The organism is Micromonospora sp. DT41, assembly GCF_049841715.1.
In the GTDB taxonomy this organism is placed as follows: Bacteria; Actinomycetota; Actinomycetes; order Mycobacteriales; family Micromonosporaceae; genus Micromonospora; species Micromonospora profundi.
The window spans coordinates 301,908-319,259 of record NZ_JBNCKU010000006.1 but is presented as its reverse complement, the minus strand read 5'-3'; the positions used below and the strand labels follow the sequence as shown (position 1 = coordinate 319,259).

The 17,352-nt window shown below is 71.7% G+C and carries 18 protein-coding genes; 13 read left to right on the top strand and 5 right to left on the bottom strand.

What is annotated here, in order from left to right; all coding sequences use genetic code 11:
• The first annotated feature begins 151 nt into the window (after nt 1-151).
• Nucleotides 152-1,252 carry a D-alanine--D-alanine ligase family protein gene (locus ACLQ23_RS14350; RefSeq protein ID WP_306272541.1) on the top strand — a complete coding sequence of 367 codons (1,101 nt, stop codon included), beginning with the start codon at nt 152-154 and terminating at the stop codon, nt 1,250-1,252.
• 102 nt (nt 1,253-1,354) lie between these two features.
• Here ACLQ23_RS14350 and ACLQ23_RS14345 read toward each other — a convergent pair whose 3' ends face one another.
• Nucleotides 1,355-2,038, bottom strand: coding sequence for a DUF3515 family protein (locus tag ACLQ23_RS14345; protein ID WP_355593645.1), 684 nt, complete (start codon nt 2,036-2,038; stop codon nt 1,355-1,357).
• Between the two features lie 9 nt (nt 2,039-2,047).
• Nucleotides 2,048-2,281 (bottom strand): Lrp/AsnC ligand binding domain-containing protein, encoded by a 234-nt coding sequence (locus ACLQ23_RS14340; RefSeq protein WP_007456453.1) that lies wholly within the window; start codon nt 2,279-2,281, stop codon nt 2,048-2,050.
• A gap of 153 nt (nt 2,282-2,434) precedes the next feature.
• Here ACLQ23_RS14340 and ACLQ23_RS14335 point away from each other — a divergent pair, with 153 nt between their 5' ends.
• Together ACLQ23_RS14335 and ACLQ23_RS14330 are read left to right on the top strand one after the other, a co-directional pair.
• Complete coding sequence (locus ACLQ23_RS14335; RefSeq protein WP_425735912.1) at nt 2,435-3,367, top strand: thiamine-phosphate kinase; 933 nt, start codon at nt 2,435-2,437, stop codon at nt 3,365-3,367.
• Between the two features lie 29 nt (nt 3,368-3,396).
• Nucleotides 3,397-3,858 (top strand): GNAT family N-acetyltransferase, encoded by a 462-nt coding sequence (locus ACLQ23_RS14330; protein WP_355593649.1) that lies wholly within the window; start codon nt 3,397-3,399, stop codon nt 3,856-3,858.
• Between the two features lie 127 nt (nt 3,859-3,985).
• Here the strand turns inward: ACLQ23_RS14330 and rpmB are convergent, their stop codons facing one another.
• Complete coding sequence (gene rpmB, locus ACLQ23_RS14325; RefSeq protein ID WP_011905179.1) at nt 3,986-4,177, bottom strand: 50S ribosomal protein L28; 192 nt, start codon at nt 4,175-4,177, stop codon at nt 3,986-3,988.
• A gap of 297 nt (nt 4,178-4,474) precedes the next feature.
• Here rpmB and ACLQ23_RS14320 point away from each other — a divergent pair, with 297 nt between their 5' ends.
• Together ACLQ23_RS14320 and recG are read left to right on the top strand one after the other, a co-directional pair.
• Complete coding sequence (locus ACLQ23_RS14320) at nt 4,475-6,088, top strand: DAK2 domain-containing protein (protein WP_355630964.1); 1,614 nt, start codon at nt 4,475-4,477, stop codon at nt 6,086-6,088.
• Nucleotides 6,085-8,283, top strand: a complete 2,199-nt coding sequence (gene recG / locus ACLQ23_RS14315; protein WP_355630966.1) for an ATP-dependent DNA helicase RecG — start codon at nt 6,085-6,087, stop codon at nt 8,281-8,283. The genes ACLQ23_RS14320 and recG overlap by 4 nt, the downstream gene beginning before the upstream one ends.
• A gap of 350 nt (nt 8,284-8,633) precedes the next feature.
• On the opposite strand, the gene ACLQ23_RS14310 is transcribed toward recG, so the two are convergent.
• Nucleotides 8,634-9,602, bottom strand: a complete 969-nt coding sequence (locus ACLQ23_RS14310) for an LPXTG cell wall anchor domain-containing protein (RefSeq protein ID WP_355630969.1) — start codon at nt 9,600-9,602, stop codon at nt 8,634-8,636.
• Nucleotides 9,603-9,924: 322 nt separating this feature from the next.
• On the bottom strand, nt 9,925-11,433 hold the full coding sequence (locus tag ACLQ23_RS14305; RefSeq protein ID WP_425880719.1) for a cell wall anchor protein: 1,509 nt from the start codon (nt 11,431-11,433) through the stop codon (nt 9,925-9,927).
• Between the two features lie 304 nt (nt 11,434-11,737).
• Between ACLQ23_RS14305 and rsmD the strand changes: the two genes are divergently transcribed.
• The 8 genes from rsmD (at nt 11,738) to mutM (ending at nt 17,280) form a co-directional block, all read left to right on the top strand.
• Nucleotides 11,738-12,301, top strand: a complete 564-nt coding sequence (gene rsmD, locus ACLQ23_RS14300) for a 16S rRNA (guanine(966)-N(2))-methyltransferase RsmD (protein WP_355632876.1) — start codon at nt 11,738-11,740, stop codon at nt 12,299-12,301.
• On the top strand, nt 12,298-12,780 hold the full coding sequence (coaD, locus tag ACLQ23_RS14295) for a pantetheine-phosphate adenylyltransferase (RefSeq protein WP_355593661.1): 483 nt from the start codon (nt 12,298-12,300) through the stop codon (nt 12,778-12,780). Before rsmD ends, coaD begins: the two co-directional genes overlap by 4 nt.
• 272 nt (nt 12,781-13,052) lie before the next feature.
• Nucleotides 13,053-13,550, top strand: a complete 498-nt coding sequence (locus ACLQ23_RS14290) for a hypothetical protein (protein ID WP_210906964.1) — start codon at nt 13,053-13,055, stop codon at nt 13,548-13,550.
• Between the two features lie 110 nt (nt 13,551-13,660).
• A complete protein-coding gene (locus ACLQ23_RS14285; RefSeq protein ID WP_355593663.1) occupies nt 13,661-14,224 on the top strand; it encodes a YceD family protein in 564 nt (187 codons plus the stop codon).
• Between the two features lie 5 nt (nt 14,225-14,229).
• Nucleotides 14,230-14,403: a 50S ribosomal protein L32 gene (gene rpmF / locus ACLQ23_RS14280; RefSeq protein WP_030335284.1), complete on the top strand. Its 174-nt coding sequence runs from the start codon at nt 14,230-14,232 to the stop codon at nt 14,401-14,403.
• Between the two features lie 135 nt (nt 14,404-14,538).
• Entirely contained in the window at nt 14,539-15,504 is a 966-nt protein-coding gene (locus tag ACLQ23_RS14275) for a phosphate acyltransferase PlsX (RefSeq protein WP_355632882.1), read from the top strand.
• Complete coding sequence (gene rnc, locus ACLQ23_RS14270; protein ID WP_355593665.1) at nt 15,501-16,430, top strand: ribonuclease III; 930 nt, start codon at nt 15,501-15,503, stop codon at nt 16,428-16,430. The genes ACLQ23_RS14275 and rnc overlap by 4 nt, the downstream gene beginning before the upstream one ends.
• Nucleotides 16,423-17,280: a bifunctional DNA-formamidopyrimidine glycosylase/DNA-(apurinic or apyrimidinic site) lyase gene (mutM, locus tag ACLQ23_RS14265; RefSeq protein WP_355593667.1), complete on the top strand. Its 858-nt coding sequence runs from the start codon at nt 16,423-16,425 to the stop codon at nt 17,278-17,280. The genes rnc and mutM overlap by 8 nt, the downstream gene beginning before the upstream one ends.
• Nucleotides 17,281-17,352 lie beyond the last annotated feature (72 nt).

The window sequence follows — 17,352 nt, the reverse complement described above, 5'->3', positions numbered from 1 at the left end:
CGCACCGTATAACCTCTGTTGACCGATTGCCGCGTCGCTTCGTGGCTCGCCGGGTATCGCCTCGCCCTACCGCCACGCACAGTAAGGTCAACCGGGTGAGCGCCACCGGCGAGCACGACCAGCCGCAGTCGCGTACGAAGAGGTGACCGGAGTGACCACCCCAGGCAAGACCCGCGTGGCGATCGTCTTCGGCGGCCGTAGCCCGGAACACGGCATCTCCTGCGTCAGCGCCGGCAGCGTGTTCGGTGCGCTCGACCCGGACGAGTACGAGGTGGTGCCGGTGGGCATCACTCGCGCCGGCCAGTGGGTGCTGACAAGCGGCGACCCCGCCCAGCTCGCCATCAATGCCCGCCAGCTCCCGGAGATCACCGCAGAGTCCGGCGACGACATCGTTCTGCGTGCGGACCCCACCGGCAACGGCCTCATGGTGCTCGACCCCACCGAGGGCCCCCGGGTGCTCGCCGACGTCGATGTGGTCTTCCCCGTCCTGCACGGCGCGTACGGCGAGGACGGCACCATCCAGGGAATGCTGGAAATGGCAGGCATCCCGTACGTCGGGGCGAACGTGTTCGCCTCCGCCGCCGCCATGGACAAGGAGTTCACAAAGAAGCTCTGCGCGGCCGAGGGTATCCCGGTCGGCCCGTACACGGTGCTGCGCAACGGGATGACGCTCAGCGAGCAGGACAAGGAGCGTCTCGGCCTGCCGGTGTTCGTCAAGCCGTCCCGGGCCGGGTCGTCGTTCGGCATCACCCGGGTCACCGACTGGGCGCGGCTGGACGAGGCGGTCGCCACCGCCCGGCAGTTCGACCCGAAGGTCATCATCGAGGCCGGGATCGTCGGCCGCGAGATCGAGTGTGGCGTGCTGGAGGGCGAGGCCGGCGGCGTGCCCGAGGCGTCCGTGCTGGCCGAGGTGCGGGTCGTCGCCGACCACGACTTCTACGACTTCGAGGCGAAGTACCTCGACGACTCCTGCGAGTACGACATTCCGGCCGGTCTGCCGGAGAAGGTGACCCGCCAGGTGCAGGAGTACGCCGTCCGCGCGTTCACCGCCCTGGACTGCGCCGGTCTGGCCCGGGCCGACTTCTTCGTCACCCCCGAGCTGGACGTCTACCTCAACGAGATCAACACGATGCCCGGGTTCACACCGACGTCGATGTTCCCGCGGATGTGGGCGGCCTCCGGGCTGGAGTATCCGAAGCTCGTCAACCGCCTGATCCGTACCGCCCAGCGGCGCGGCGTCGGCCTGCACTGAGGCCCACCGGACGGTCGGCAGTCAGCACTGTCGGCCCTCGCCGACCGGCAGGCAGCATGCCGGCGCCGGCCGTCCGGCGTACCGAACGGCGGTCCGGCCCGATCAGCGCTGGCAGCCGGAGGGGATGGCCCCGCCGGAGGGCACCGAGGCCACGATCACGTCGGAGATCGGCGCCGCCCACTGCAACGGCTGCTCGTAGGAGCGCGGGACGCGTACCGTCACCGGCGTCTCCCGGTCGACGGTGGTGAGCACCGTCGCGTCGGACTGCTCGGAGGCATGCCAGCAGACCCGGTTGACGGTCCAGACCTCGTCGGTGGCCGGGAAGTTCGGCTCCGCGCCCCCGCAGGCAACGGTGAGTGCGGGATCGCCGTATGCGGCGTTCTGCTCCGGTCCGGCGGTGACCGGGCGCTGGGCCAGGTCGCGGATGGACTGCGGCAGCTGGGAGAGCAGCGCACGGCAGACCGTGGCCGGGCGGGTGGCCAGCGCCGGGGCGGCCATCTCGACAGGGGCGGTGGACTGCGCCCGGGGGGCCGTGGCGGACGGGCTCGGCGCGGCGGCCGGCGTGTCCGGGGTGAGCTTCGTGAAGGCCAGTACGGCCACCAGCAGCGTGACCGGAATCGCGATCAGCGTGGCAAGCAGTGCGGCGCTACGGGTGGTCCGGTCCCGGCCGGCCGGCGCGTCGGCAGACGGGTCGTCGCTCGCGCGGTTACCGTCACCCCGCTCGGATGTCCCGTCGGCCGCGTCGCGCGTGCCGTCGTCGTCGAGAGCAGCCGAGGAGGTCGTCATCTCGTCCACTTACAGCCGCACCACCGAACACGTGAGGGTGCGGGTGATGCCGGGCACCATCTGCACCTTGCTGACGATGAGTTTGCCGAGTTCGTCGACGGTGTTCGCCTCGGTGAGGACGACCACGTCGTACGGCCCGGTGACGGCGTCGACGCGTACGACGCCGGCGATGTCCGCGATGAGACCCGCCACGTCACGTGCGCGGCCGACCTCGGTCTGGATGAGGATGTACGCCTGTACCACGACTCGACCTCCGTCCGTCGCCGCCCAGGGGCGGCCCGAAGGGTGAAACTACCTTACGGACCAGGTCTGATCCCTATCGGTGGTCAAGGAGCAGCGGTGAGCGAGCACGGCGGTGCCGGGCAGGACGGGCGGAACGCCGGCGGTGGCGCCAGCGTGGCCGGGATCGGCGAGTTCGGGTTGATCGGGCGGGTCACCGCCCGGTTGGCGATGGGCCCGACGACAGTGCTCGGCCCGGGGGACGACGCGGCGGTGGTGGCCGCGCCGGACGGCCGGGTGGCAGCCTCCACCGACGTGCTCGTCGATGGCCGGCACTTCCGGCGGGACTGGTGCTCGGCGTGCGACGTCGGTCACCGGGCGGCGGCGGCCAACCTGGCCGACATCGCGGCGATGGGCGCCACCCCGACCGCGCTGCTGGTGGCCCTCTGCATGCCGGCGGAGCTGGAGACGAGCTGGGCGGAAGGGCTCGCCGACGGGCTGGCCGCCGAGGCGGCGACGGTCGGCGCGAGCGTTGTCGGTGGGGACATGTCGGCAAGCCCCACCCTGACCATCGCGGTGACAGCGCTTGGTGACCTCGGTGGCCGGGCGCCGGTGGTGCGCTCCGGCGCGCGTCCCGGGGACGTGCTGGCCCTGGCCGGGCGCATCGGGTACGCGGCGGCCGGGCTGACAGTGCTCACCCGTGGCTTCCGTACGCCCCGACTGCTCGTCGAGGCGTACCGGCGGCCGCAGGTGCCGTACGCGGCCGGGCCGCAGGCCGCAGTGCTCGGCGCCACCGCCATGATCGACGTGTCGGACGGGTTGCTCGCCGACCTCGGGCACGTGGCGAAGGCCAGCGGGGTGGCGATCGACGTACGCCGGGAGGTGTTCGAGGTGCCCCGGCAGATGGCCGACGCGGCGCGGGCGCTCGGCGTCGACCCGTACACCTGGATCCTTGCCGGTGGCGAGGACCACGCGCTTGCCGCGACCTTCCCCCCGGAGGTGGCGTTGCCGCCGGAGTGGCGGCCGATCGGCCTGGTCACTGCGGGTGCCGGGGTGACCGTGGACGGGGGCGCCTACGACGGGCCGAGGGGCTGGGACCACTTCCGGTGAGGCCCCGCGCCGGCCGTACCCTGGACGCCGTGAGTGAGATCGAGATCCGGTTGGCGCGGTTCGACGCGCCGGTGGCGCAGCAGTTGATCAAGGAAGCGCTTGCCGACCTCGGGGCCCGCTACGGCGGCACCGGCGACGACACCCCGGTGGCCGCCTCCGAGTTCGAGCCGCCGGACGGTGCGTTCGTCATCGCCTACCTGGGCGGCGAGCCGGTCGGCTGCGGCGGCTGGCGCGCCCACGGCCCGGACACAGCGGAGTTGAAGCGGATGTACACCGCGCCTGCGGCCCGTGGGCGCGGCGTGGCGCGGATGGTGCTCGCGGCGGTCGAACGGTCGGCCCGTGACCAGGGCCGCAAGCGGATGATCCTGGAGTGCGGGGACCGCCAGCCCGAGGCGATCGCCATGTACACGTCCGCCGGCTACGACCGGATCCCGAACTTCGGCTTCTACAAGGACTCGGAGGGCTGCGTGTCCTTCGGCCGGGCGCTCTGACCGGCCGGGCAGCCCGGCGACCGCGCGGGCTCCGACCAGCGGGGCAGCTCAGGACTCGGACACGATTCAGCCGGCGGACCGCTGGGTCCGCCGGCTGAGCCGAACGAGAAGAGGTGGTGCCGCCGCGTCAGGCGCGGGTGACCTTGCCGGCCTTGATGCACGAGGTGCAGACCTTCAACTTCTTGGTGTTGCCACCACCGGCCGGGGTACGCACCGACTGGATGTTCGGGTTCCAGCGGCGGTTGGTCCGCCGGTGCGAGTGGGACACGTTGTGGCCGAAGCCCGGCCCCTTGCCACAGACGTCGCACACGCTAGCCACGGGATACTCCTGGGATTGAAACGTTCATGAGGTCGCCGGCAGGCGCTGCGCGGGCAACCTGGTCAGGTTACCCGATGACCCACCGGCCCGGCGAACCGGCCCGGTCGAGCGGGCGTTCGCGGCCGGCCTGCCGGTGGGGCCGTCCGCCTGGTGGCGGCCGGTCCGGCGGCAACGGTACCGGAGCGCTCCGCCCCGGCCGGACGGCGGTGGGCGGGAGGCGGTGGGCGGAGGCGGTGGGCGGACGGACACACCCGGCGAGTCCGACGCGTGTCGGTGTGCGCCAGTAGGCTTCTGGCCGTGCTGGACACCCTCGACGCCGCCGCGGTCCGCCGCTGGTGCGCGAGCGGGCTGGCCGCGTTGAAGCGTCACCAGGGCGAGATCGACCAGCTCAACGTCTATCCGGTGCCCGACGGCGACACCGGCACCAACCTGGTGCTCACCCTCACCTCGGCCCAGCAGGCCCTCTCGATGGACCTGGACACCCTCCCCGACAGCGGCCCGACCGCGCACGGGCACGCGCTGCGGCTGATGGCCCAGGGCGCACTACTCGGCGCGCGGGGCAACTCCGGTGTGATCCTCTCGCAGATCCTGCGCGGTTTCGCCGACGCCGTGGCCGCGGTGCCGGCGGTGCGCGGTCGGGGCCTCACCGTCGCGCTGCGGTCCGCGACCACCGCCGCTTACGCCGCTGTCGGCCAGCCCGTGGAGGGCACCCTCCTCACGGTGGTCGCCGCGGCAGCCGCCGCAGCCGAGCGGGCCGACAGCGACGACCTACCGGCGGTGGCCCGGCTCGCCGCGCGGTCGGCGGCCGAGGCGCTGTCGCGTACCCCGGAGCAGTTGCCGGCCCTGGCCCGCGCCGGCGTGGTCGACGCGGGCGGCAGGGGCCTCTGCGTCCTGCTCGACGCCCTGGTCGAGGTCCTCACCGGGGAGACCGCCACCGGGCCCGCGCCGGCGCCGCGCACCGCCCGGCCGGCCGCCGCGGTCGCCAGGGAGACCGGCTCCGAGGAGTACGCCTACGAGGTGCAGTATCTGCTCGACGCCCCGGCCGACGCGGTGGCCGTGCTGCGTCGGACGCTGGCAACGCTCGGGGACTCGCTCGTCGTGGTCGGCGACGGGCGCGAGCCGGACGCCACCTGGAACGTGCACGTGCACGTCAACGACGTGGGCGCGGCGATCGAGGCGGGTGTCGCTGCCGGCCGCCCGTACCGGATCTCGGTGACCCGCTTCGCCGACCAGCCGGAGCCGCCCCCTGTTCCGGTCGAGGCCGGTCGTGCCGCAGTTGTGGTCGCCACCGGAGCGGGGATCGCCGAGTTGTTCGCCGCCGAGGGCGCCACAGTCGTGCCGGGCAACCCGTCCATCGGTGAACTGCTGGAGGCGGTACGCGGCACCGGCGCGGCCCGTGTGGTGGTGCTGCCCAACAACCCGAACACCGGGGCGGTGGCGAGCGCGGCGGCCCGCGAGGCACACCGCCACGGCATCAAGGTCAGCGTGGTGCCGACCCGCTCACCGGTGCAGGCTCTCGCGGCCCTCGCAGTCCGCGACGGCACCCGCCGCTTCGAGGACGACGTGATCGCGATGGCCGAGGCGGCCGGCGCCTGCCGCTACGCCGAGGTCTGCCACGCGAGCCGCGACGCGTTGACAGTCGCCGGCCCGTGCCGCCCGGGGGACGTGCTGGCACTTGTCGAAGGGGAGGTGCACCTCATCGGCGCCGACCTCACCGACACGTGCGCCGCGGTGGTCGACCAGATGCTCGGCGGCGGCGGCGAGATGGTCACACTGCTGGCCGGTGTGGACGCGCCTCCCGGGCTTACCGACGCCGTCCGGGCGCACGTCGAGCGGCGCTGGCCGTTCGTCGAGGTGCACGCGTACCCGGGCGGCCAGCCGTTCTATCCGCTCCTGGTGGGGGTCGAATGAGTGAGCCGGCCACGGTGGACACTCCGCTGAAGAAGCTCGTGGGCGACAAGACGGCCAAGGCCCTTGCCTCCCAGCTCGACCTGCACACCGCGGGTGACCTGATCTACCACTTTCCGCGCCGCTACGACGAGCGCGGCGAGCACACCGACATCCGCTCGCTGGACGTCGGCGAGCAGGTCACCGTGCTGGCCCAGGTGCAGCGCACCGCCGTACGCCCCATGCGCCAGCGCCGGGGCAACCTGCTGGAGGTGACAGTCGGCGACGGCTCCGGCGGGATGCTGACGCTCACCTTCTTCGGTAACCAGGCGTGGCGCGAGCGTGAGCTGCGTCCGGGCCGGTGGGGCCTGTTCGCCGGCAAGGTCACCGAGTTCCGGGGCAAACGACAGCTCAACGGCCCGGAGTACGTCCTGCTCGGCGAGGGCGGCGAAGGCGAGGCGGCGGTCAGCGACGAGATCGAGGAGTTCGCCGGCGCGCTGATCCCCGTCTACCCGGCTGCCGCTGCCGTTCCGACCTGGGTCATCGCCCGCTGCGTGCGTGTCGTACTGGACACGTTCACCCCACCGGAAGACCCGCTGCCGGCCGCAGTGCGGGCCAGCCGCAACCTGGTCGGCCTGGGCGCCGCCCTGCGGGAGATCCATCGGCCGTCCAGCAAGGAGGAGCTGTACCGGGCGCGGCGGCGCCTCAAGTGGGACGAGGCGTTCGCCGTCCAGTTGACCCTTGTGCAGCGCAAACACCGGGCCGCCGACTGGCCGGCCCGCCCCCGTCCGGCGCGCGCCGGCGGCCTGCTGGACGCGTTCGACGCCCGACTGCCGTACGAGCTGACCGCCGGGCAGCGTGACGTCGGCGTGGAGATCGCCGAGGACCTGGCCGCACCGCACCCGATGCACCGCCTGTTGCAGGGCGAGGTGGGCTCGGGCAAGACGGTGGTGGCGCTGCGGGCGATGCTCCAGGTGGTCGACGCGGGTGGGCAGGCCGCGTTGCTGGCGCCCACCGAGGTGCTGGCCGCGCAGCACCACCGCGGCATGCTCGACCTACTCGGGCCGCTGGGCCGGGCCGGCGAGCTGGATTCCGCCGAGCACGCCACACGCGTCGAGTTGGTGACCGGGTCGCTTGGTGCGGCGGCCCGACGCCGGGCGCTCGGCGAGGTGGCCAGCGGCAACGCCGGCATCGTGCTCGGCACCCACGCCCTGCTCTACGAGGGGGTGGACTTCGCCGACCTGGGTCTGGTGGTGGTCGACGAGCAGCACCGCTTCGGCGTGGAGCAGCGCGACGCGTTGCGGGCAAAGGCCGCCCAGCCGCCGCACGTGCTGGTGATGACGGCCACCCCGATCCCGCGCACTGTGGCGATGACCGTCTACGGCGACCTGGAGGTGTCCACCCTCTCCCAGCTGCCCCGAGGGCGGTCGCCGATCGCCTCGCACGTGGTGCCGGCCGCCGAGAAGCCGGCCTTCCTGGACCGGGCGTGGCGCCGGCTGCGCGAGGAGGTGGCCGCAGGCCATCAGGCGTACGTGGTGTGCCCGCGGATCGGGGAGGGCCCGACGTCGGAGGACGAGGAACCGCCGCTTGACGACAACGGCCGTCGCCCGCCTCTCGCCGTGACCGAGGTGGCCCCGCTGCTTGCCGACGGGCCGCTGCACGGGCTGCGGATCGGGGTGCTGCACGGCCGCCTGCCGGCCGACGAGAAGGACGCGGTGATGCGCTCCTTCGCCGCCGGTGACCTGGATGTGCTTGTGGCGACCACTGTCATCGAGGTCGGCGTGGACGTGCCGAACGCGACAGTGATGATCGTGCTGGACGCCGACCGGTTCGGTGTCTCACAACTGCACCAGTTGCGGGGCCGGGTCGGCCGGGGCTCCGCCGCCGGGCTCTGCCTGCTGGTAAGCGAGGCGGCCGAGGGGTCGCCGGCGCGCGAACGGCTGGACGCGGTCGCATCCACAAGCGACGGCTTCAAGCTCGCCGAGCTCGATCTGGAGCAGCGCCGCGAAGGTGACGTGCTGGGTGCCACCCAGTCGGGACACCGCTCGCACCTGCGGCTGCTGTCGCTGCGGCGCGATGCCGACCTGATCCGCGACGCTCGCGCTGAGGCGATCACGTTGATCGAGGACGACCCGGAGTTGACAGGTAATCCGGCGCTTGCCGCGTCGGTCGCGGCCCTTGTCGACGAGGACCGCGCCGAGTACCTGGAAAAGGGCTGACTGCGTCTAAAGGCTCTGCCGCACCTTCTCGTGGCGGTCGAAATGGGCTGGGTTGGATCGTCACGTCTGCCTGCCGTCATGCCTGCCCGGCGGTGGTACCTCCGCGCGTCCTTTGCTCTGCTTCAACGGACGCAACAGGCAACGTCCGGTATGCGGACAGCGACCGTTGCGTCGAGTTAAGCAGAGCAAAGGACGCGCATGAGACCTGTCCTCGGTGTCGCCGCCGGTCACTGCGCTGACCGCGAGAGGCGCCGAACTGCGGCTGAGCCGAACTGCGGGCCGAGGCGGAAATGCCCGAGGGCGCGTCGACCGGGTGGTCGACGCGCCCTCGGGTTTCAGCGCGGTTCGGTTCAGACGGTGAAGCGGAGCCGGCGACGGCGCGCCATCACGAACAGGCCAGCACCGGCGGCCAGCAGCACGACGGCACCGCCGGCGATCATGGTGGTGTTCGCGCCGGTGAGCGGCAGGCCACCGCCCTGACCGTCGCACTCGGCCGGCTTCTCCCACGCGATCGGCTCGGTGTCGTCGAGACCATCGGCGGCCGGAGTGACGGTGAGGCCCTCGGTCGCGGGGAACGAGACAGAGCCGGTCTCGCCCGGCTTGACGGTGAGCGTCTTCACCTCGCCCTTGTTCGGGGTCAGGGTGAGGGTGACGGTCTCACCGTCGGCGGGGTTCTCCACCGTGAAGGTGAGCTTGTCGCAGGTCGACTCGACAGTGCCCACCGGCTCGACCGGTACCGAGGGAGCCGTCGGGGTCTCCGACGGGCTCTGGGTCGGCGTCGGGGAGACAGTGGTCGCGCTGGGGCTGGGCGACGCCGGCACGCTCGGGGTGGGCGACGCGCTCACGGTCGGCGTGGCGGTCGGCGTCGGGCTGGCCGGCGGCGTGGTGGGCTGGGCCGCGCAGTTACCGGCCGGCTTTGCCGCCACCGTCCGGTGCTCGGTCACGATCCGGTTGGGGCGCACCCACCGGGCCTCGACCATCAGCTCGATCTTCGGCTTCCGCTCCTTGAAGCGGTGGGTCTGGGTGGCGGTGAGGAAACCCTCGCCCTTCTTCGGAAGGGTGGCGCCGACGGCCAGGTTGCCGCTGAACTCGTTCGGCACGTTGGACTTGAGCGCCGTGACCTCGGCAGTGATGTTCTCGCTGTTGCCGACCTTCCACGTCACAGTGGTCAGGCCGTCTGCGGCCAGGCAGTAGGTGCCGGAAGGCTCGGGGTGGTGCGCACTGGCGGGCGCGGCGAGGGCGCCGACACCGACGAGACCGATCAGCGCGCCGGCGGCGATGGCCGCGATGCGCCGCAACGGAGACTTGGGAGGGTTCACGCAGGCTCCTGGTGAGGGGGAGTACGGATCGCGTGCGGGAGGCCGGGAGGCGGGACGCCTGTGCGGGTCGTCTGCTCAACGGGGCGTCGCGACGCGGGATGCTCCCGCGCGAGGCGGGAACAGAGGGTGACTGTACTGATCAATGGTGAATCTGGGGAGTTCAGATCATTGCCGGAAGGCAACTTAACTGATTCGTGATCATTGATCGCCGATACGTGTTCGTCCGGTCACTGTCGAGCCCGGCGTCGCCCCTTCCGAAGTGGACCCGAACAGGCCACGGGCGCGTCGACCGGTTGGTCGACGCGCCCGTGGGCCGAAAAGGTCAGGCGGTGAAGGTCACCCGACGCCGCCGGGCGATGACGAACAACACCGCGCCCGCGATCAGCAGGGCGATCGCACCGGCGGCGATGCCGCCGGCCGCCGCACCGGTGACCGGGAGACCCGGCTCGTCGCCGCCACCGCCACCGCCGCCGCAGTCTTCCTCCGGCGTGTAGATGGCTTCCAGCTCCAGGTCCATCTCCGGCAGGGTGACGAGCGCCGACTCGGCCTTACCGGCCTTGAAGGTCACCTTCTCCGAGCCGCCGGCGGCCACCGTACGGGTCTCGGTCTTGTCGCCGTAGGTGAAGGTGGCCTTCACCGGGAGACCACCCTCGGGGTTGGTCACGGTGAGCGCGAAGTTCTTGCAGTCGGCCTCGGTGGTGACGGCCGGCAGGGGGCAGTCCTCGGGGCGCTGCCACGAGTACGTGCCGTTCTCCACCACCTTGCCGTCGACAAGCACCTCGATCTTGCCGGCGTTGGCAGCCGGCACCACGATGCTGTTGTCGGCCTTGCCCGCCTCGACGGAGACCTTCTTGGACCAGCCGTCCTCGCCCTTGACCTCGAACTCGACCGGGTACTTGCTGATCTTGCCGTCGTTGCTCAGCGAGACGGCCACCGATCCGTCGCAGTTGGACGCGAAGGTCGACGCCGGGGTGGTGCAGCTCTTGTCTCCGCCGTTGTACCAGCCCTGCACGCCCTTGGACCGGTTGCCCGGCGCGCCCGGCGAGCCGAGCTTCTTGTTGTCGTACCGCTTGCCGCCCTCGACCAGCGGGTCGATGACCTGCTCGCCGTCACCCCAGATCAGGTCGACCTGGGTGTGGCAGTCCGGGATCTCGACGTTCAGCTCGATCTCGGTCTGGGTGCCGCCGATCCAGTCGCTGTCCGGCGTGCCGTACACGTACTGCGGGGTGGCGAACTGCGGCCGCGGCGCGAAGTACGACACCAGCGTGAACCACTGCTTGCCCTCGCCGCACAGCGGCAGGTCACCGTCGAGCTTGACGGTGGCGGTGCCCTTCGGGCCGTCGAATTTGTGGCTGTACTTGGCCTTGCTGGCGTCGATGCACTTCGGCGCCGGCGTGCAGGACCTGTCGGCGGCAAGGTTGATGCTGCCGTTGTTGGTGGCTTCCTTGCCGTTCTTCTGCCACTTGCCGAACACCGTCAGCTTGGCGGTGGCGGTGTCACCGGGCACCCGCTGGACGGCCTGCACGGAGCCGCGCTTCTCGATGACGTAACCCTGAAGGGGTACGGAGGTTGCGCCCCGGACGGGCACTGTCACCTCGGTCGCGGGCTCGGAGGTCACAGTCTTGAGCGTCACGGCCTTGTCGCGCTCGCTGTTCTCCACCTTCCACGTGATCACGCGCTCGCCGGTGCGCTTGTCGCAGTCGGCGGTGGCGGTGATGGTCGTGTGGTGCGCGCTGGCTGGGGCGGCCACCGCGACGACCCCGGCGAGGCCGATGAGGGCGGCTCCCAGGACGGCCAGCGGTCGCCGTAGCGACAGCTTGGGACGGATCACGGGTACTCCTGGAGTGCTGAAGCGTCAGGGGTGTGGCAGGGGGGACGGTGGACGGTCGCTGCACGTCCGGACGGTGAAGCGCCCTCCCGATGCCGTGGGCCGGTGGGTTGCCGCCGGCACCCGGCAGACCCTAGCGAGATCGCCGCGAGTGATACAGGCCTCAGGATTCACTAAGGCTAATGATATGAATTTGAGATCATTGATATACGAGAAGTGATCACGTGATCATCGTGTCGATACCTACCGTGTCGGTTGCCGCCCTCGGCGGGTCGCGTAGCGTCGGGGCCATGAGCAGGAGGAGGCGATGACCCGGATCGTGGCCGGGACACTCGGCGGCCGGCGGATCGCCGCACCACCCGGTGCGGGCACCCGACCCACATCGGATCGGGTCCGCGAGGCGCTCTTCAGCGCCGTGCAGGCCGAGGTCGACCTCGACGGCGTGCGCTTCGCCGACCTGTACGCCGGTTCCGGCGCGGTCGGGCTGGAGGCGCTGTCCCGGGGCGCCCGGCACGTCCTGCTCGTGGAGTCCGATCCCCGGGCTGCCCGGGTGATTCGCGAGAACGTGGCGACACTGCGGGCCGGTGCGGCCGTCCGACTGGTCGCCGGCAAGGTGGCGACAGCGCTGGCGGCCGGCCCGGACGGCGGACCGTACGACGTGGTCTTCGCCGACCCGCCGTACGCCGTGCCGGACGCGGAGATCACCGCGCTGTTGACAGCGCTTGTCGACGGCGGCTGGCTGGCGCCCGACGCGCTCGTGGTGGTGGAGCGGTCCAGCCGGACCAGGCAGTTCGACTGGGTGGAGGGCATCACCCCCGGGCGTAGCCGCCGTTACGGCGAGACCACGCTTTGGTACGGTCGCCGATCATGAGACGCGCGGTGTGTCCCGGCTCGTTCGACCCTGTGACAAACGGTCACCTCGACATCATCGGTCGGGCCAGCCGGCTCTTCGACGAGGTGATCGTCGGCGTGCTGGTGAACCAGTCGAAGAGTGGCCTGTTCACCGTCGAGGAGCGGATCGACATGCTCCGCGAGGTGACCTCCTCGTACGGCAACGTGCGGGTGGAGTCGTTCCGGGGGTTGCTCGTCGACTTCTGCCGGGCCCAGCAGGCGAGTGTGCTGATCAAGGGCCTGCGGGCGGTCAGCGACTTCGACTACGAGTTGCAGATGGCCCAGATGAACATCGGGCTGGCCGGGGTTGAGACGCTGTTCATGCCGACCAACCCCCTCTACTCGTTCCTCTCCTCCAGCCTCGTCAAGGACGTGGCCAAGTGGGGCGGCGACATCTCCGCCCACGTCCCCGACACAGTGCGAGAAGCCCTACAAGCCCGCCTAACCCCCCACCCCTAGCCCGCCCCCACCCCGCACCCCGCCTTCCACTCCCGCGATCTTGCAGTTGTGGTCGCGGGAATGTGCGTAGGTGCGGCAATTGTCGAGGCAGAAAGTGCAAGATCGACGGGTTTCGGCGGTGCCAGGATCGCGGAGCGCGATGAGGGCGCGACGCGCCGGGTTGGGGTGGATGGGGCGTGGGTGGGGCGGGCACGACATGATTGGTGGAGCAGGGAACCGGCCGTAGCCCGCATCATGGAGGTCGGCCGACGAACGACAGGAGTGAGGTACCGGTGGACCCGCTCGATCGCATCGACGAACTGATCGCCATGGTGGAGCAGGCCCGCTCCGTCCCGATGTCGCGCAACAACTGCATGGTCGACCGGGGTGAGATGATCGCCGCTCTCGATGAGATGCGTGCCGACCTGCCCGCCGACCTGCGCCGCGCCGCCGCGCTCCTCGACGAGCGCGACAAGATCATGGAAGCGGGCAAGCGCGAGGCGGACCGGATCATCAGCGAGGGTGAGGCAGAACACGCCCGCCTGGTCTCGGTGAACGAGATCACCGTGTCGGCCGAGCACGAGGGGGCCCGGATCATCGCCGAAGCGCGGGCCGAGGCGCAGCGTCTGCGCGAGGAGGTCGACGACTACGTCGACACGGCCCTTGCCAACTTCGAGCAGTTCCTCACCCGGGCGCTCGCCTCGATAGAGCGTGGCCGCGACAAGATGCACGCGCTGCGGGAGATCGGCACCTTCGGTGGGGATGAGGCGGAACGCCCGCTACCCTTCTGAGCGGCACCTCACCAGCCGACACTCAAGGGCGGGCGTCGCCCCCGGTTCGACGGTCCGGCGGTCGCCCAGGTAACCTTTTTTGTCGGCCTCTCACCGGCCGGAGTCTGACTATGCCCAAGCACTCGCCATCGACACTCGACCCCAGGTCGCCGCTGGTCCTCGACACGAGGGACCTGCCGCGCCGCCCTGGCGCGTTGCGTGAGGTCCAGCGGGTCGTGCCGGCACCGGCGGACCTCGGTGTGGAGTTGATCGGCGTGCCGGAGGGCGCGGACCTCACCCTCGATCTGAGGTTGCAGTCGGTGTCCGAAGGTGTGCTCGTCTCGGGGACCATCACCGGTCCCGTCCGGGGCGAGTGCGGGCGTTGCCTGCGCGAAATCAACAACTCGATGGCCGTGACGATCCAGGAGCTGTACGCGTACGAGAACAGCACCACGGACGCCACGACCGACGAGGACGAGGTGGGCCGGATGCAGGGCGATCTGATCGACCTGGAGCCGGCGCTGCGGGACGCGTTGGTGCTCACGCTGCCGACCAACCCGCGCTGCCGGGAGGACTGCCCAGGACTGTGCCCCGAATGTGGGGCGCACTGGGACGATCTGCCGGCCGACCACAGTCACCAGCAGATCGACCCGCGTTGGGCGGGCCTGTCGCAACTGACCCGTACAGAGGAGTAAGAACCGTGGCCGTCCCCAAGCGCAAGATGTCGCGCAGCAACACCCGGTCCCGCCGGGCGAACTGGAAGGCGACCGTGGTCGCGACCGTCGCGTGCCCGCAGTGCAAGTCCCCGAAGCTGCCGCACGCCGCCTGCTCCGTCTGCGGCACCTACAACGGCCGCCAGGTTCTCGAGGTCTGACCTGGACGCCGAGTGACGCCCCCGACCCCAGGTCGGGCGGCGCGCGCACCCTGGCATTCGCCCGGTGCCCCGGCTCCCTCCGACACCGGCCGGCCCAACCCGGCCGGTGTTCCGGCGGAGCGGGGCACCGCGCGGATCGCCGTTGACCTCCTCGGCGGGGACGACGCTCCCGCCGTCGTGGTTGACGGCGCTCTGCGGGCCATGCGCGCCGACCCTGACCTGCACCTGCTGCTCGTCGGCCCGACCGAGGTCGCCGACGAGCTGATCGCTGCCCTCGGCCCGGCCCAGCGGGCCCGGATCACCGTGCGGCCGGTCCGCGATGCCGTCGGCATGGCCGACCATCCAAGCGCTGCCCGCGCGGAGAGCACCGTCCGGGCCGTCGTCACCGCCGTCCGCGACGGCACCGCTGACGCGCTGGTCTCCGCAGGCGCCACCGGCGCCACTGTCACCGCCGCCGTGCTCGGCCTGGGTCGCTGGCCCGAGATCCGCCAACCCGCCCTGGTCGCCACCCTGCCCGCGGTCGCCGGCCCGGTAGTGCTGCTCGACGTCGGCGGCACGCTGGAGCCCCGCCCGGCGACCCTCGCCCGGCACGCCGTTCTCGGCGCCGCGTACGCCGCGGTCGCCCACTCGATCCCCGCGCCCCGGGTCGGCCTGCTCTCGGTCGGCACCGAGGCCGGCAAGGGCGACCGGGTACGCCGCGCCACCGACCCCCTGCTCGCCGTCGAGCCGCTGCCCGGCGGCGCGCACTACGTCGGCATGGTCGAGGGGTACGACGTGGCGCTCGGCGCGCGCGCCGATGTGGTGGTCACCGACGGCTTCACCGGTAACGTGCTGCTCAAGGCGATCGAGGGCGCGTACGCGATGGCCGGCGGCCCGCCCGTCGGTGGCGGCGCGCCCCGTGCCGCCGCTCTGCTCGGCGTCGCCGGAACGGTGGTCGTCTGCCACGGCTCCGCCGGCGCCGACGACGTCGCCTCCGGCATCGCCCTCGCCGCCCACCTGTGGCGGAGACGCGCCACCGACCTGGTTTCCGCGTTGCTCGACGGCGACGCCGTGGCCGATCGCTCCGACCGCTCCACCGACACCGAGGTACGTACATCATGAGCAACGACAAGCGGCGGCGGGCGTCCGTCGGTCACCTGGAAGCCGCGTTTGGCGTCAGCATCGAGCCGGACCTGCTGGAACGGGCGCTGACCCACCGCTCGTACGCGTACGAGAACGGTGGCCTGCCGACAAACGAACGGCTGGAGTTCCTCGGCGACTCGGTGCTCGGCGTCGTGATCACCACGGCGCTGTTCCACAACCACCCCGACCTGCCCGAGGGCCAGTTGGCCAAGCTGCGGGCCAGCGTGGTCAACATGCGGGCGCTCGCCGACGTGGCGCGCGGGCTGGGGCCGGACGGCCTCGGCGCGTACCTGCTGCTCGGCAAGGGCGAGGAGACCACCGGCGGGCGGGACAAGGCGAGCATCCTCGCCGACACGCTTGAGGCGCTGCTCGGCGCGATCTATCTCCAGTACGGGCTGGACACCGCCGGGATCGTGATCCACCGGCTCTTCGACCCGCTGATGGCCGAGTCGGCGGGCCGGGGCGCCGCCCTGGACTGGAAGACCAGCCTCCAGGAGTTGACCGCGGCGTTGGGGCTCGGCGTTCCGGAGTACCGCATCGAGGGCACCGGTCCGGACCACCTGAAGACGTTCACCGCCTGGGTCGTGGTGGCCGGCAACCGGTACGGCGGCGCCGAGGGGCGCAGCAAGAAGGAGGCCGAGCAGCGGGCTGCCGAGGCGGCCTGGCGGACGCTCGCCGAGCAGGACGGCCCCGACGACGAAGGCCAGGACAGCCAGGACAGCCCGAACGGGCAGGCCAGCGCCGACCACCGGGACCAGCCGACCGACCTGACCGACGGGGACGGGTCGTTCGGGCCGTTGGAGCGCGCCGAGCGGGCGGCACAGAGCGAGCAGGCCGACCACCTGGCGCAGTCCATGCCGGCCGGGGGCGCCGACGGCCACGAAACCGGTGTACGCCGTGCCTGAGTTGCCTGAGGTGGAGACCGTACGGCAGGGGCTCGCCCAGTGGGTGATCGGTCGGCGGATCGCCTCGGTCGAGGTCCGTCACCCGCGCGCCGTCCGGCGGCACGTCCCGGGTGGGGCGCACTTCGCCGACGTGCTCGCCGACCGGACCGTGCTGGACGTCCGCCGCCGCGGCAAGTACCTGTGGCTTCCGCTGGACAGCGGCGACGCGGTGATCGGGCACCTCGGCATGTCCGGGCAGTTGCTGCTCCAGCCGCCCGGCACTCCGGACGAGACCCACCTGCGGGTCCGGTTCCGGTTCGCCGATGACGGGCCGGAGCTGCGCTTCGTCGACCAGCGCACGTTCGGTGGGCTCTCGGTGAGTGAAGGTGGCGCCGAGCTGCCCGCGGAGATCGCGCACATCGCCCGCGACCCGATGGACCCGGAGTTCTCCGACACGGATTTCGTCGCCGCGCTGCGCCGTCGGCGGACCGAGGTGAAGCGCGCCCTGCTCGACCAGACGCTGATCTCCGGGGTGGGCAACATCTACGCCGACGAGGCGCTCTGGCGCGCCCGGCTGCACGGCGTCCGGCCCACCGACGCGCTGACCGGCCCGGCAGCCCAGCGCCTGCTCGGCCACGTCCGCGACGTGCTCGCTGAGGCGATCAAGGAGGGTGGCACCAGCTTCGACGCCCTCTACGTCAACGTCAACGGCGAGAGCGGCTACTTCGACAGGGAGCTGAACGTGTACGGCCGCGAGGGCGAGCCGTGCCGGCGGTGTGGCACGCCCGTCCGCCGAGAGGCGTTCATGAACCGCTCCTCGTACAGCTGCCCGCGTTGTCAGCCCCGGCCCAGGGGCTCCCTTCGGGGATGACCCGGAGCGGCCTCCGGGTCGGCGTCGGCGGGTTGCGGCCGGCTCCCCGGATCGTCCCCCGATTAGGGGACC

Coding starts and splice junctions, on each gene's coding strand:
- ACLQ23_RS14345 (WP_355593645.1), bottom strand. CDS start 2,038: ATGACGACCTCCTCGGCTGCTCTCGACGACGACGGCACGCGCGACGCG.
- recG (WP_355630966.1), top strand. CDS start 6,085: ATGAGTGAGCCGGCCACGGTGGACACTCCGCTGAAGAAGCTCGTGGGC.
- rsmD (WP_355632876.1), top strand. CDS start 11,738: ATGACCCGGATCGTGGCCGGGACACTCGGCGGCCGGCGGATCGCCGCA.
- coaD (WP_355593661.1), top strand. CDS start 12,298: ATGAGACGCGCGGTGTGTCCCGGCTCGTTCGACCCTGTGACAAACGGT.
- ACLQ23_RS14285 (WP_355593663.1), top strand. CDS start 13,661: ATGCCCAAGCACTCGCCATCGACACTCGACCCCAGGTCGCCGCTGGTC.
- rnc (WP_355593665.1), top strand. CDS start 15,501: ATGAGCAACGACAAGCGGCGGCGGGCGTCCGTCGGTCACCTGGAAGCC.